Raw genomic sequence first — 13,484 nt, 5'->3', positions numbered from 1 at the left:
TATTTGCTGAAAATAGGCTGATAATTAGTGTTGGAAACTAAGCTTTAGGGGGTTCGGGGTGAAGCGTGTAAAACCATTTATACTGGCGGGTATTTTTGTAATCTCGCAGCTAGCTCTTAGCTTTGGGGTGTTGTCTGGGCAGGCTCGGGCAGTAACCTACCCGCAAGCCGTCAAGGTATCGGACGGACTGAGCGGTGCCGAATCCAATGGCGACTCTACTCGTTCGGCTCTATCTGCCAATGGAGCTTTTGTGGCATTTCAATCGCACGCAAACAATCTGGTTGCTGGTGATACGAACAGCATGATGGATGTGTTTGTTAAGAATCTATCTACGAATGCCACAGAAAGAGTGTCACTCAACGATAGTGACCAGCAAGTGAGTGCTGCTAGTAACTTCACAGACAGGGTTGGCAGTGAGCCTACCATAAGCCAAGATGGTCGCTTGGTAACGTTTGTTTCGGCAGTGCCAGCCCTCACGGGCTATCCATCATTTAATTACAAAAACCAAGTCTTTCTGCGCGACCGGCAAACAGCTACCACACAGATCGTGAGTAGCGACGGTAACGGAGTCGTAGCAAATGCCCATAGCAACTTTGGAAAGCTGTCGGCCAATGGTCAGTGGGTAGTATTCTATTCGGCCGGTACGAATCTGGTGTCATCTGACACCAATGGCAGAATAGACCTCTTTATAAAGAACCTGGCGACTGGGGCGGTAGAACTGGTGAGCGTGTCGAGCGACGAAGTCCAGGGTAATGCTGACACAGACTATCCGCATACAGATGCGCTTGATATTTCTCCGGATGGACGATATGTATTGTTTGCTTCCACTGCCTCTAACTTGGTTGCCTCAGATCCAAATGGAAACACCATTGATGTCTTTCTGCGCGACCGGCAAACTGGTACTACCGAACGTTTTGCTCCTACCGACTGCGCGACCATGGGGTCAACTTATGCGGGCGGAACTATTTCTGACGATGGCCGTTGGGTAGCCTTTTCATCCCAGCAGTGCACAACGGGCACGGGAGGCAAGGTTACGTTGTTGGATCGTCAGACTTCTGCGCTGACGGTTGTGAACGGCATGAATAACGCTACTGACTTTTCCGCAGATGGCCGCTACTTGCTGGCAGATAACAGCAATATTTTTCGCTATGACCGTACGACCAACACCAGTACGGTGTACGTGCCTAACGCAGAGGGCGGCACTATGTCAGCCACCGGCAATAGCTTTTCATATTTTGCCCAAGACTATTACAGTCAGTATCCGGTGGGTCCAAAGCCCGGTGACACCAACCAGCTAAATGACTTGTTTGTCTACCAGCTTGCAGCCGAACCTACGCCCATATATACCTATTCCGGTACACTGAAAGACCAGGCCGGCAATCCGCTGCGTGGTACCGTTCAGCTACAGGGTCCTGCCGGTGGTATTGCGCCAGTTACGACCGACCCAATCACGGGTGCTTTTAGTCTGCAGGCTCCTGCCGGACAGTACCGAATCGTGGCAACAGCCAACAGCCAAATAGGGTTTGCAAGCTCTGTAGGCATGATGAGCGGGCCTGATGTGGTGGACTTGACGGGCAGTATGTCTCAGAACCTAGTGGTCAACTTTGTGAAATACAAGTTCAAGGTAGTGTACCCAGACGGCAGTCCCGCCCAGGGCGTAGATACACAGATTACTCAGCAGCTTTCCTCAGGAGCGTATCAAAGTACCCAGCTGTTACCCGGACAAACGGTGACGCTATCTGGCGCACTGCAGAGAAACCAACCTACCGATGCCAACGGTATTGTTGCGTTTGACATGATGCCAAACGCTCCTATTACACAAGTAAACTTTGGGACCAAGCCAGGCTATGGTAACCCTCCTGCTCTCAGTAACCTTGCGGCGATCACGCAGGACATGACAGATGGCGATGCAGTGGTGGCTACGCTCATAGGGCCGGTGACTTACTCGGGCACCCTCAAAGACCAAGCTGGCAATCCGCTGCGCGGCAGTGTCCAGCTGCAGGGCCCTGCTGGTGGTATTGCACCGGTTAATACCGATCCGGCGACTGGTGCTTTCAGCGTGCAGGCACTTCCCGGCCAGTACAGCGTGAATGTGACCGTGAATAGCCAGACGGGCTTCTCTAGCTTTGTTGGAATACAGAGTCCTGCCGCGACGGTAAATTTAACAGGTAACCTCACGCAAGATTTAGTAGTTAACTTTGTGAAGTATAAATATAAAGTAATCTACCCAAACGGCAGCCCAGCGACGGGCGTCAATGTGGGTATGACCCAGCAGCCAACCGCAGGAACGCAGAGTGTCCAGCTATTGCCAGGCCTGCAGACCTCTCTGTCTGGCTCGTTGCAGCGGTTGCTTGCTTCGGGTGGTGATGGGTTGGTACCACTAGATGTTTTGGCCAATGTGCCACTGAAGCTGGTGTATTTCAACACACCACCTGCCGGGTACTCATTACCGGCCAATCAGACAGATGTACCAGGCATAAGCCAGGACATGACTGATTCAGCAGCCGTGCTGGTGCCGCTGATCCCTGACGCTGTACCCACAGTTCCTTCAGGGCTGGCTGGCCCTTCGCCCACTGCCAGTGCTCCCGTGCTTGGCTGGAACACCGTGCTAGCGGCGTCCTCGTTCAAGATATTTCGTGATGGAGTAGAGGTGGGCAGCCCGGCCGTTCCTGGCTTTACAGATTCGGCACTTGCCCAAGATAGCACTTATGCCTACACCGTGTCCGCCTGCAATCAGGTGGGGTGTAGTGCACAATCTGGTCCGGTCAATGTTGCGTACGACACCACCAGCCCAACCCTGGGAAGCCCGAGCTGGTTTAACAATCCGGCTGTTGAAGGAAACAATGCCACCGTTACCGTGCCTGTTGCCGATAACGTTAGTGGTGTAGCGGCTGGCGAATACTACCTGGGGACCGATCCCGGCCAGGGTAACGCCACGGCTATGAATCTGAACGCTAACGAACTGACTGCCAGCCTTGGTGACGGCCTAGCACCCGGTACATATACGGTGCACATCAGGGCCAAAGATGCCGTGGGCCACTGGAGCACGGTGATCGACACCCAGCTAGTTATCTTGCCGCTGGATACCACGGCACCAGTCATCAGCTATACCTTTAGCACACCACCTAACGCCAATGGCTGGCACAAAGCACCGGTCACTCTAAACTGGACAGTGCAAGACGCCGAATCGACCGTAATTAGTCAAACGGGCTGCGCCCAAGTTACCGTCAATACCGACGGCAGCTACGCCTATTTCTGCTCGGCCACCAGTGCTGGTGGTGCGGCCAACCAAAGCGTAACTGTTAAATACGATGCCACGCTGCCTGTGGTAGGTCGGACGCTCAGTACGCCCGCCAATGCCAACGGCTGGCACAAGGCCGATGTAACTATCGACTGGCAGGCGACTGACACGGGCAGTGGTTCGCCAACTGACCCAGCAAACACCGTTGCTTCTACGCAGGCCGCCAACGTTACTTACACCAGTGCCCAAAGCTGCGACCTGGCTGGCAACTGTGCTACCGGTTCGGCCCAGGTGTCTCTGGACAAAGTAGCGCCCACTCAAAGCAACTTCACACCAGCAATGCTCTTCCTGGTGGTAGGAAGCCAAAACTTCAGCACCACTGCAACCGATGCGCTGTCAGGCGTGAACCGGGTCGAATACTACTTTGATACCGACCCTGGACAGGGCAGCGGTACGGCTGCAACACATACCACTGGCAGCACGTACACGGGCATCATCGATACCGGTAGCGGCAACTTCTTCACCTCGCATAACTTCTTTCTGCGCACCCAAGATAGGGCTGGCAATTGGAGCACCACGCTCACCCGCAACTACAGCGAACTATTCTAAAATATAAGATTTTTGGGTAGAAAAATCGGGCGACTTTCAAAAATGAAAAGGGTCGCCCATACTAGGGTATAACACATAGGTAAAGAAAGAGAGATGGAGGGTGAGCAAGGCATGGCCGGTGAGGGTTTGAGGCTATCGCCCCCTCGGTGGCCAGCTGTGGCTTCGGTTCTCAGATACGGCGGATGCCGACGATCCGATGACGGAGATCCGGGAAGGCTTGCTCGGTGAGGATCTCGTACTGGGCGTCCAGATTGTCTACCGGTGCGCAGGTGCCATGCCACTGCATAGTGGCTAGTGCCAACACATAGCGTGAGCTGATCAGCTCGTACTCGAACAGGCGTTGGCCGTCTACTTCGATGTAGTACTCGCCGGGGAGCACAACGGACTTGGTCCAGAACCGCAGGAAGGGTCTGGTCTCGGTGCGGGGCACCATGGAGAGCAGCGTCTTGTCTTCGGCGAGCTGGGGTAGGGTTGGTGTGGCGGTTGCCACGGTCCACCTCTCTTTCGGGGTGCGTAGGGGTTGCTCGGTCAGGTCGAGAGCAACGATCGAGTATTAGAGAGACCCTAACTAATATATTATAACATAAAAAATAGAAGCCGACGATTACTTGCTAGTGTATGAAAAACATGAGCTAATCTGTTAAAATAGATCGGATATGAAGCCCCAGAAAAAGCAGACTGTTTATGTGGGATTGAGTGGCGGAGTAGATAGCTCCGTTACTGCTGCTTTGCTGAAAGAACAGGGCTACCACGTGGTGGGCGTGTACATGAAAAACTGGAGCAAAGACCTGCCCGGTATGCCCTGTCCGTGGAAAGAAGACTACCAGGACGCCAAGCGCGTGGCGGTGCAGCTGGGCATAGACTTTAAGATGTACGACTTCCAGGTCGAGTACCAGCAAAAAGTCGTAGACTACATGATTGCCGAATACCAGGCTGGCCGTACGCCCAACCCAGACATCATGTGTAACCAAGAGGTCAAGTTCAGGTTGTTCCTCGACACCGCCCTAGCAGACGGTGCAGACTTGATTGCCACAGGCCACTACGCTCGGATACAAGACGGGCAATTATTGGTGGCGGCCAATGCCGAAAAAGATCAGACATATTTCTTATGTCGAGTTACGGAGGACGCGCTCAAAAAAAGCCTGATGCCCATTGGCGACTACAAAACCAAGGCCGAGGTACGGGCACTGGCCAAAAAGCTGGGTCTGACCACGGCCGAGAAAAAAGACAGCCAGGGCATTTGTTTTGTGGGTAAGGTCGGCATCCGTGATTTTCTGAGCCAGTATGTCACTACCGAACTGGGCGTTATAAAAGAGCAGCATGGTGTAGCCATTGGCGAGCATGACGGCGCTATTTTTTACACCATTGGCCAGCGCCACGGCCTGAACGTGGGTGGTGGCTTGCCGTACTATGTCACCGGCAAAGACATGGCCAAGAACGAGGTGTATGTGACCACCAACCTGAATGATGAGAACTTGTGGAAGCAAGAGCTAGCCCTGACAGATGTGCACTGGATAAACGGCCAACCAAACTTGGATAAGAAGTATCAAGTGCGCACGCGCTATCGAGCGCCATTGGTGTCATGCACAATTGAGCAGGCAGATACGGGTATACGGTTGATTTTGGACGAGCAAGTGCGGGCCATTACTCCAGGTCAGTCCGCCGTTATTTATGATAAAGACACAGTGCTTGGCGGCGGTATCGTAGTATAAAAATTTACCCGTGAGGAGGTCAGATCGGTTTGACCCGAAAAGACCCCCTCTCGGGTGATTGCGTCAAACGCGTTTACGCCAGGACCAGGCCTGGCTGACGCATCTGCGCCAATGGCTGAAGTGAGGCCTCGTTCACGTCCAGGGCATCGCCCAGAGTTCTGAGCTCGAACCCCCCGGACGATCCGACCCACAGGCCGGTAACCGGCAGGCCGCAGTCGCGCGCCCACGCACATTCTTGGGCTACGCCAGGTGCCAAGCCTTGGTCATCGACAAAGGCCAGAACCGGGGCGCAGTGTTGCTGCGCGAGCGCGAGCAACTTCAGACGACGACTCTCGACGTCTGGCTCCTCGAACGTGGTGACGCGGGCGGGGATGCCGGCAACACCAAGCTTGGCAGCCATCAGTCTCAGCGAACGAGTCAGGTGGATACGGCCCTCGGGGGCTTCTTGGTCGACGGGTGCTCCTCCGTAGATGAGGTGCGTCCCGGCGATCAACAATCCGGCCAACCGGTAGTAGGCGGCTGGCGTGAGCCGACCGACTGACACTACGGCACAGTCCTGCGGTGTGCAGATCTGTACTTCGCTGCCGGACTGCGACCACTGCCTGGCAAAAGGTACATACCCGATGTCGGGTGCGGCTAACGAGCCATTCACGACCAACAGCTCTGGTTGCGGCGTACTGCCACACCAGCTGCCCACGACCGAGACGCCACGGTGGCGCATCAGCTGGACCTGTCGGATTGCGTCCGGACTCAGTCCGTAGTCGCCCACGAAGGCGAAGACGGTCAGGTTGTCCGGCTCCACCAGTGCCTGCAAACGCCTCAGCTGGTCCTCGCCGTCTCCGGCCAGGTGGATGAACTGGGCGTCGATGCCCTGCTGGGTCAGCTTGTCAGCAAACAAGCCAAGTGTGGTCGCAATGTCCACGCGTTGCTCGAAGCCGAGGTTGCCCTGCTGGGGTCCGGCATAGACCACGGTGGTCCCGGCGGCCATGATGCCCAGGATGGTGTCCAGGGCCGAGCCGGTCAGTGCGTCCAATATGACAAGGGCGTACGTCTGGCCGGCCGAACTGGCCACGGTGTACTTGGGCTTGTGCTCGGCGTCCAGTTGGAGCAACGCTTGTGCGGTCATGCCCAGGTTGGACCAGTCCAGCTCTTCGCCGGCGAACAGCTCGGTGAGTGTCGACACGGTCAGAGCGGTCATTTCGCTGTCGGCCAGGTCGCCGGCGTAGGTGCCCTCTTGGGCCAGCGCTTGCTGGTACTGCTCGTCCGTTAGCTCGGCAACCGTCACGTAGGCGTGGTGTGCCGTGGTGGTGGCTGCAAGCTGGCGGGAAGCCACAAAGCGAAGTTGCGCGGGGCGGAGCCGTAGGCCGGTTTCTTCCCGAACTTCGTCGATCGCCACCTGGATGGGGTCCAGGCTGGGTTTGGCAGAGCTGCCGCCCGCTGCTTCGTAGACGTAGCCATCCGCGTTGCGGACAGTGCTGCGAAACTCCCGCACACCCACTATGTGTGTCTTCGGTCCCTTGCGGTATACGAGCACACAGTGCGAGATGTCAGGGCGGGAAATGACCCACTCGTTGTCCTTGTGACGCTCCTCGCCGGCTACCCAGATACTGACCTTTGCCGCCCAGAACAGCACAAAGGCTGGCACGGGGCAGAGGGTCATGTCCAGGTGGAAGTTGTCCAGCCGGTTGCCGGCGGCCTTGAGGGCGTTGTTCCAGGCTTGGAAGCTGGGCGTACGCCATACGTACAGGGGTACCTGGCACTCGCCACCATGTCGCTCGGCGCCTTCGCCGATCAGGCTGATGGCATGCTCCAGGCCGGCTTCGAGGCCGATGATCGGCTCGATGCCCTGCATTTTGGCAACGGTTTGTTGGAACTCGGTCTTCATCGCCAAATCGGCGTTCTCGGGAATACACAGCACGACACGCTGGGGGCCGAACCGGATGTACTGGCCAACCTCGGTGTTGGTGCTGAGGGCCAGGATGTCGGCCGTTCGGGTCATGTAGTAGAAGATGACGTCTGCGCTGTTCTGCGCAGCCTGCTCCCAGTCGGCTTGGCTGACGTAGGAGGCCAGGCTGCCCTCTTGGCGTTCGGGTGTCAGGACGGTGCCGTCGAACCTTTCGGCCAGAAAGCGGTAGGCGTCGGATCGCCAGTGGGCAGGCTCCTGGTTGATCTTGTCGGACCGCGGCAGTGCGCCTCCCAGGAACAGGGAGCCGTTGCACTTCTGGCCGACAATTTCGGTGGGCAAACTTTGCTTTGAGTGGATGATCCTCAAGTGCGTGATCCTTTGTCGGTCCACTTCAGTGGAAGGTGCAAACAAAAAAAGCTTTCTCATCAGGGAGTAAGCGAGTACGTTATATCAATTTTATAGCATAAAAGTTAATAAAATTCAATCCTGCCCCTTCTTATGCGGTGGTATAAAAAAAGCCCACAGGGGCGTGGCATAAAAAGTAAAACAAGCAGACAGGAACTGGACAAAGGGGGAGATACCGGCATCAGCCAGCAACATCCTGAGCCTTCGTCCAGCCCTGCTGCTTGGCCCATGAGGGCTACGGTTACGACGCGGATGCCACTATGGCGGCATCCTGGGGGAGTTCGGTGATGCGCAGAGCGTTCCGGAGTTGCTTGTCGGTGGCGTCCACCATGGCGAGTACTCGCAGCAGATAGTCCGCGGCGGCCATGGAGAGCCCGGTGTCGCCCTTACAGTCGAACCATGTCCGCAGCTCGTGGCCTCGGTAGTCCGTCACTAGCTCGGGTCGACTCCCGATGCAGTCTTCGAAGCGCTCCAGGAAGGAGTGGATGTCCTCGTGTATCCGGCGTAGGCGGATGCAGTGGTGTAGCACTGCGTGCCTGGCACTTTGCCAGCGCCACTTTTCCTGGTCGGCGGTGAAGCTGATCACGATGCCAATGAGGGCGGTGCTGTCCATGACGTTGAGCTCGGGGTCGGGGGCGAACCGTCTCCTGAACTCATCGACCAGGTGTTCCACCTTGAAGCAAGTCAGGAAGCTCAGGACAGAAACCAGCATGCTGGTATCTCCAGTCTGTAATGAGTGTCGCGGCACTAGCGGATGTGTGCGGGGATGGAGCTTGTCTTGCTGAGTTCGATCGCCAGTCCGTCGACGTTGTCGGCGCGGAAGAACTCCTCGACCAGGATGGTCAGGTAGGTCGCGGCTCGACGGTCCAGACAATTGCCGCGCTTGTAGTACTTGACTACCAGATCGTGCTCGCCCGGGAAGGGGCGGATGAACACACGAATCCCTCCGGGGAAGTGGTCTATGTAGTTCACCAGGGCTAGGTCATGCGTGGCCAGTGCGGCCAGGAAAGCCTCGGCCCGACGCGTCAGTTCTTCGTCGCCGTCGAACACGTCGATGCTGATGCAGCAACGGGCGCCACGGTAAACCGGAATGTTGGGCCTGGGCTCGGGGTCGGAAGTGCCCTCGGTCTGGGTGGAGTCGAGCATGGTGCGGAGGGTGTTGTAGAGGGTACGGAGGAAGTTCTTGACGCCTTCTTTCATGATGGCCTCCAAAAGGAACTCAGAGTCCATGGACTCTAGACGCAACCGATTGTCGCATCTAACCTTTGTCGTTTGACATGGATGAGTAGCAAAACTACCGGGCAAAGATAGCCTTGCTACTCATCCATCATCTGTCTGCTTGTAAAAGAACTCTAATAGAGGTGCCACAAGCGGCACCTTAGAGTTGCGTATACATTACCATAAAATTATAAAAAATCAACCCGCTTTCATCTGGGCATAGTATAAAAAATAGCCCAGAGGGGCGTAAAAGAAAAACAAGCAGACAGGAACTGGACAAAGGGGGAGCACGGGCAGCAGCCAGCAGTGTCCTGAACCTATGTCCAGTCCTGTCGACTTGCGGGGTCAGTGGCCGCTAGTGGTGGCGCGTCGTCCTGAGGACTTCCTCGAGGCGGCTGGTCTCGGCCTGGGGGTTGCTCAGCCAGTGCAGGAGGTAGTCCAGCTGTTCGGCGTTCGTGTGGTAGCCCTCGGCCATGGCGATGAACAGGCTGAGGTCATGACCCATGAAGGTGGTCCTGATCGCATGCCAGCTGGCGTTGCCGCTGAAGTGCTGTGCGAAGCCACCGATGGTGCCCTCCAGGCTCTTCACTCGCTCGGAGTGTTCCTCGACCCGTTGCTGGGCCAGGTTCCACTCGGCGTGCCACTTCCTCTCTGCGAGGATGAACAGGATGCAGCCGAAGCTGGTCTTCCGGAAGTCGATGTCGAGGCCGTAAGGCGCCAGCAGTCGCATGGCGATGTCCGCGCCGTTCTTGGCCGTCTGGGTTAGGGTCTGGAGCATGTCTCTCCTTGGTGTCGGGCATGTGCCCGTGTCGGGGTTGGTCGAATGTGAAATAAAACTATCACTATAGTTGATAGGCTTATTTCACACCCGACCACAGGATCCTGTCTGCTTATAAAGGTACTCTAACGAGACGTAGCCTCTGATAGAGATAAAACTATTTTAGCATATAAAACTACTTTTTGCAAGTTTGGACAATCATGCATGTCGCGCTTTGTACTTGATATAGTTATTTGCATGGCAAACACACAGGTAACTGTTGTTTTTTGGAATATCTGGGAGCAGGTACAGAGTGGCCGGCGTGACGACGGTTCCAAGCTGCAGGCAAAATTTGACCACTTTATAAAAGCCTACGACCCTGACGTATTTGGGCTAAATGAGGTGCTGGTCCATCGTCAGACCAACGCCTCCCCGGTGCTGGACTATTTCAAGAAGCAGGGGTACAAAACGCACTTTGCACCGTTTAGCCCTATGTCAGATCAGTGGATGATTGGTAGCGCACTGGTAACCAAACAAAAGCCCACCAAAATAGTTGATCACCGGCTGGGGCCGGATACGCAGGCCAACAAAGCGCGCGGCTACCAAGGCTACCACGTAAAAGCCATAGAGGCACACCTGCGATTCGGCGGAGAAGATGTAGCCATCGTCGTAAATTATCTGGCTGCCTTGTTCTTTATGAACTGGTCCACGCATGTTAAGCACCGCCGAACTTACGAAAAGCTGCTGGAAAGCGTCGCGCATAAGAGCGTGATAATTGGTGGTGACTTTAACGAAACAAAATATATGGCACCGTGGCTTCGCATGCCCCAGCACCTTGGGCGACGCACTGGTTCGCTGCGAAACCCCACCTGGCGCTGGAATGGCCAAAAGTGGCGGATTGCTCTTGCTAACTACGACAATATACTTTGGACAAAACACGGCGAGCTGCACTTAGAGGAGTTCAACGTTCTGCCGCGCTCTCCCTCTGATCATTCGCCACTACTCGGAGTCTTCATCATCAAATAATACCCATATTATGCGAGATCCTCATCCAGAGTCCTCATTTCAGGGTCGAACCCTGTTTCAGGGTTCGACCCTGAAATGAGCGAGAGAGCGGTTTGGAAAGGGTGATGAATATGGGATGGGCTGTTGAGTTATGAGGCGTGGTACCATAGAGGTATGAAGAATAGGCGTGGGACGTTGCTCCTCTTGGGCATCGGTGTACTTGCCATAGGCGTGGCCCTGTGGCTGACTGTGCGTGTGCGCCAGGCGCTGGCCCCTGCGGTCGACGACGCCCAGATGGTTCAGGAAGGCAAATTGGGCGCCCCTGATCTGCAGCGCCAGATCGTGCTGGATAAGCTGAACAATGTCTGGGATGTGGCCTTTCTGCCCGACGACACCATGCTATTTACCGAACGGGCGGGCACCATTAGCAAGCTAGCGCAGGGGCAAAAAGCCATTGTGTACAAACTACCAGATGTATACGCTGTGGGCGAGGGCGGTCTATTGGGCTTGGCGATAGATCCCCAGTTCAAAGACAATCGCTACATCTATGCCTGCTACGATACCCGTCCAGATATTCGGGTGAGCCGCTGGAAAGTAAATGCTGACGTTACCGGTCTGACTGACAAGGTAGATATTGTGACGGGCATCAAGTCGTACCCGGTTACGCCACAGACGCCCAATCGACGTCACTCGGGGTGTCGTCCACGGTTTGGGGCCGATGGCAATCTATGGATAGGCACCGGTGACTCAGCTATTTACACCAATCCGCAAGATCCAAAGAGTCTGTCTGGCAAGGTGTTGCGGGTGGACCGCGACGGCAAGCCAGTCTCGGATAATCTGGGCGGTGCATTTGACCCACGTATTTATAACTACGGGCACCGCAATATACAGGGGTTGGCTATGTACCAGGTGCCGCGTGGTGGTGTGTATGGCTATAGCGTAGAGCATGGCGTGGACCGGGAGGATGAGGTGAACAAACTAATCAAAGGCAATATGGGGTGGAGTCCTGGTCCGCCATCTTACGACGAGAACTTTCCCATGACAGACAAGGCCAAGTTTCCAGATGCCGTGGATGCTGTGTGGAACTCGGGCGAGACTACTATCGCACCCTCTGGTATGACCTTTGTCTCTGGCGCTAAGTGGAAGGACTTCAATGGTCGCTTGGCCATGGCGGTCCTTAAGGACAAGCAGGTGCGCTTGCTGGAAATAATCAATGACAAAGTAGTGTCCCAGCAAACACTGTTCGAGGGCGAATTTGGCCGGCTGCGTAGTGCAGTTATGGGCCCAAATGAAGAGCTGTATCTAACCACCGATAATGGCAGCAGCCAGGACAAGATTATTCGCATTTCGCCACGGTAAGTAATAAAAAATAACAGACAGAACGGACAACAAGGGGGCAAAAAGGCACGCCGTGGGGCGAGCGCCAATGATGGTAGGCGCCCGCCCCTGGTTACCGTGAGTGGCTACTTGCCGTAGCGGTGGATCTGGCTCACGACGAAGCCGACGAAGCCGAAGGTGCCACCCACGTGGTCTTGAGCCATCTTGCAGACGCTGAACACGAGGGGGACGAAGCTGTCGTGGTACTCGTAGGGCAGCTCCACATCGACATGCACCTCGGCCTCGGACTTGGGGAAGTCGCTGTCCGGATCACGCAGCGTGATGAAGCCGTTGTAGTTCGAGCATGGCTGGATGGCCTGCGGCGAGGAGAAGGTGCGGACCTCATCGTCGTCGGTCGTTCCCAGGTAGGGTGCGACCTGCCGCAGGAACCGCTCCAGGGTGTCGAGCTGCCTTACGAGCCAGTCGGGCAGGTCGTCCGGGTTGACTTCCTTCTTGGTCTTGCTCATCAGGGAGATCCGCACCGTAGGGGTGTCGATCCGGCGCAGGGTGGTGAGTTGTTCGGTGGGCATGAGGCCTCAATTCTTTGGGGTGGGCAGGATGTCAGCGGCTGCTTGTTGGCTGGGTTGCCAAAAGATGCCAGTTGAGCAGCACACTCACTTTTATGGTAAAAGCGGGCCTGCTGCTCAACTGGATCATATCGTTCTGTCTGTTATAAAAGTGCTAGAGACTCAAGAAATACCAGAGACGCTAACTATATTATTATAGCATAAAATTAGTTTTAAATCAATTCACAGGAAGAACTATGATACTTCGTCGGGGGAAGGCAGTGGGATCAGGCCAGATAGTATCGTGACGTAGCGCCCGTAGACTCGGACACCCCTGTGTTCGGCGCGATCCATCTGGTTAGCGATTTCGCCGTAATATATCTTTAGCCCAACAATGTGCTCTCTGCTGAGGCTAAGCGCATCAGGGAGTTCATCAGCCTCTAGCGCACCCTGAAGGTCGGTATGCAAATGCCCCAGAAGGGCGTCGTTACCATTTATACGTGAATCGGTCAGATCGTCGTAAACGAGCTGGGCCTCTGTCCGGTCTAGATGTAGACCATCGTCATCTACCCGAAAGGGAAAAGACAGGTCTTGGGCTGGTGAAGAGGAGCGGTCTCGGGGTATAAGTGTATCCATAATCGAAAACTATAATACTGGTGGTTTAGTACAGCTGCTAAAATAATCACTTTTTAAGCGTGGAATAAAAATAATAGACAGAACAATAGGCGGACAGAGACGGAGCGGGGGC

Annotated in this window: 12 protein-coding genes; 6 read left to right on the top strand and 6 right to left on the bottom strand. The window is 55.4% G+C overall.

Annotated features, from left to right (window positions below; genetic code table 11):
- Window positions 1–58 precede the first annotated feature (58 nt).
- Window positions 59–3,850 (top strand): hypothetical protein, encoded by a 3,792-nt coding sequence (locus tag VK694_03220; GenBank protein ID HTE57731.1) that lies wholly within the window; start codon window positions 59–61, stop codon window positions 3,848–3,850.
- A 169-nt stretch (window positions 3,851–4,019) separates the two neighbouring features.
- On the opposite strand, the gene VK694_03215 is transcribed toward VK694_03220, so the two are convergent.
- Window positions 4,020–4,340 carry a hypothetical protein gene (locus tag VK694_03215; GenBank protein ID HTE57730.1) on the bottom strand — a complete coding sequence of 107 codons (321 nt, stop codon included), beginning with the start codon at window positions 4,338–4,340 and terminating at the stop codon, window positions 4,020–4,022.
- A gap of 166 nt (window positions 4,341–4,506) precedes the next feature.
- Between VK694_03215 and mnmA the strand changes: the two genes are divergently transcribed.
- On the top strand, window positions 4,507–5,562 hold the full coding sequence (mnmA, locus tag VK694_03210; protein HTE57729.1) for a tRNA 2-thiouridine(34) synthase MnmA: 1,056 nt from the start codon (window positions 4,507–4,509) through the stop codon (window positions 5,560–5,562).
- Between the two features lie 73 nt (window positions 5,563–5,635).
- Here the strand turns inward: mnmA and VK694_03205 are convergent, their stop codons facing one another.
- Window positions 5,636–7,054 (bottom strand): hypothetical protein, encoded by a 1,419-nt coding sequence (locus VK694_03205; protein ID HTE57728.1) that lies wholly within the window; start codon window positions 7,052–7,054, stop codon window positions 5,636–5,638.
- A 45-nt stretch (window positions 7,055–7,099) separates the two neighbouring features.
- On the opposite strand from VK694_03205, the gene VK694_03200 reads away from it, so the two are divergent.
- A complete protein-coding gene (locus tag VK694_03200) occupies window positions 7,100–7,819 on the top strand; it encodes a hypothetical protein (GenBank protein ID HTE57727.1) in 720 nt (239 codons plus the stop codon).
- 295 nt (window positions 7,820–8,114) lie between these two features.
- Here the strand turns inward: VK694_03200 and VK694_03195 are convergent, their stop codons facing one another.
- Both VK694_03195 and VK694_03190 read right to left on the bottom strand, forming a co-directional pair.
- Window positions 8,115–8,621, bottom strand: coding sequence for a hypothetical protein (locus VK694_03195; GenBank protein HTE57726.1), 507 nt, complete (start codon window positions 8,619–8,621; stop codon window positions 8,115–8,117).
- Window positions 8,621–9,073, bottom strand: coding sequence for a hypothetical protein (locus tag VK694_03190; GenBank protein ID HTE57725.1), 453 nt, complete (start codon window positions 9,071–9,073; stop codon window positions 8,621–8,623). Before VK694_03190 ends, VK694_03195 begins: the two co-directional genes overlap by 1 nt.
- Window positions 9,074–9,410: 337 nt before the next feature.
- On the opposite strand from VK694_03190, the gene VK694_03185 reads away from it, so the two are divergent.
- The 3 genes from VK694_03185 to VK694_03175 all read left to right on the top strand — a co-directional run bounded on the left by VK694_03185 (window position 9,411) and on the right by VK694_03175 (window position 12,212).
- A complete protein-coding gene (locus VK694_03185) occupies window positions 9,411–9,857 on the top strand; it encodes a hypothetical protein (protein HTE57724.1) in 447 nt (148 codons plus the stop codon).
- 249 nt (window positions 9,858–10,106) lie between these two features.
- Window positions 10,107–10,874 (top strand): endonuclease/exonuclease/phosphatase family protein, encoded by a 768-nt coding sequence (locus VK694_03180; protein HTE57723.1) that lies wholly within the window; start codon window positions 10,107–10,109, stop codon window positions 10,872–10,874.
- Between the two features lie 153 nt (window positions 10,875–11,027).
- Window positions 11,028–12,212: a PQQ-dependent sugar dehydrogenase gene (locus VK694_03175; GenBank protein HTE57722.1), complete on the top strand. Its 1,185-nt coding sequence runs from the start codon at window positions 11,028–11,030 to the stop codon at window positions 12,210–12,212.
- A gap of 104 nt (window positions 12,213–12,316) precedes the next feature.
- On the opposite strand, the gene VK694_03170 is transcribed toward VK694_03175, so the two are convergent.
- Both VK694_03170 and VK694_03165 read right to left on the bottom strand, forming a co-directional pair.
- The gene (locus VK694_03170) at window positions 12,317–12,760 is read right to left on the bottom strand and encodes a hypothetical protein (GenBank protein HTE57721.1); all 444 of its coding nucleotides are present in this window, start codon (window positions 12,758–12,760) and stop codon (window positions 12,317–12,319) included.
- A gap of 231 nt (window positions 12,761–12,991) precedes the next feature.
- Entirely contained in the window at window positions 12,992–13,372 is a 381-nt protein-coding gene (locus tag VK694_03165; GenBank protein HTE57720.1) for a hypothetical protein, read from the bottom strand.
- Window positions 13,373–13,484 lie beyond the last annotated feature (112 nt).

The sequence above is a fragment of the Verrucomicrobiia bacterium genome, from assembly GCA_035489575.1.
GTDB lineage: Bacteria > Patescibacteriota > Saccharimonadia > Saccharimonadales > JAGQNK01 > DATHJY01.
Note: the sequence above shows the minus strand (reverse complement) of the source record. Positions and strands in the feature narration are given on the sequence as shown.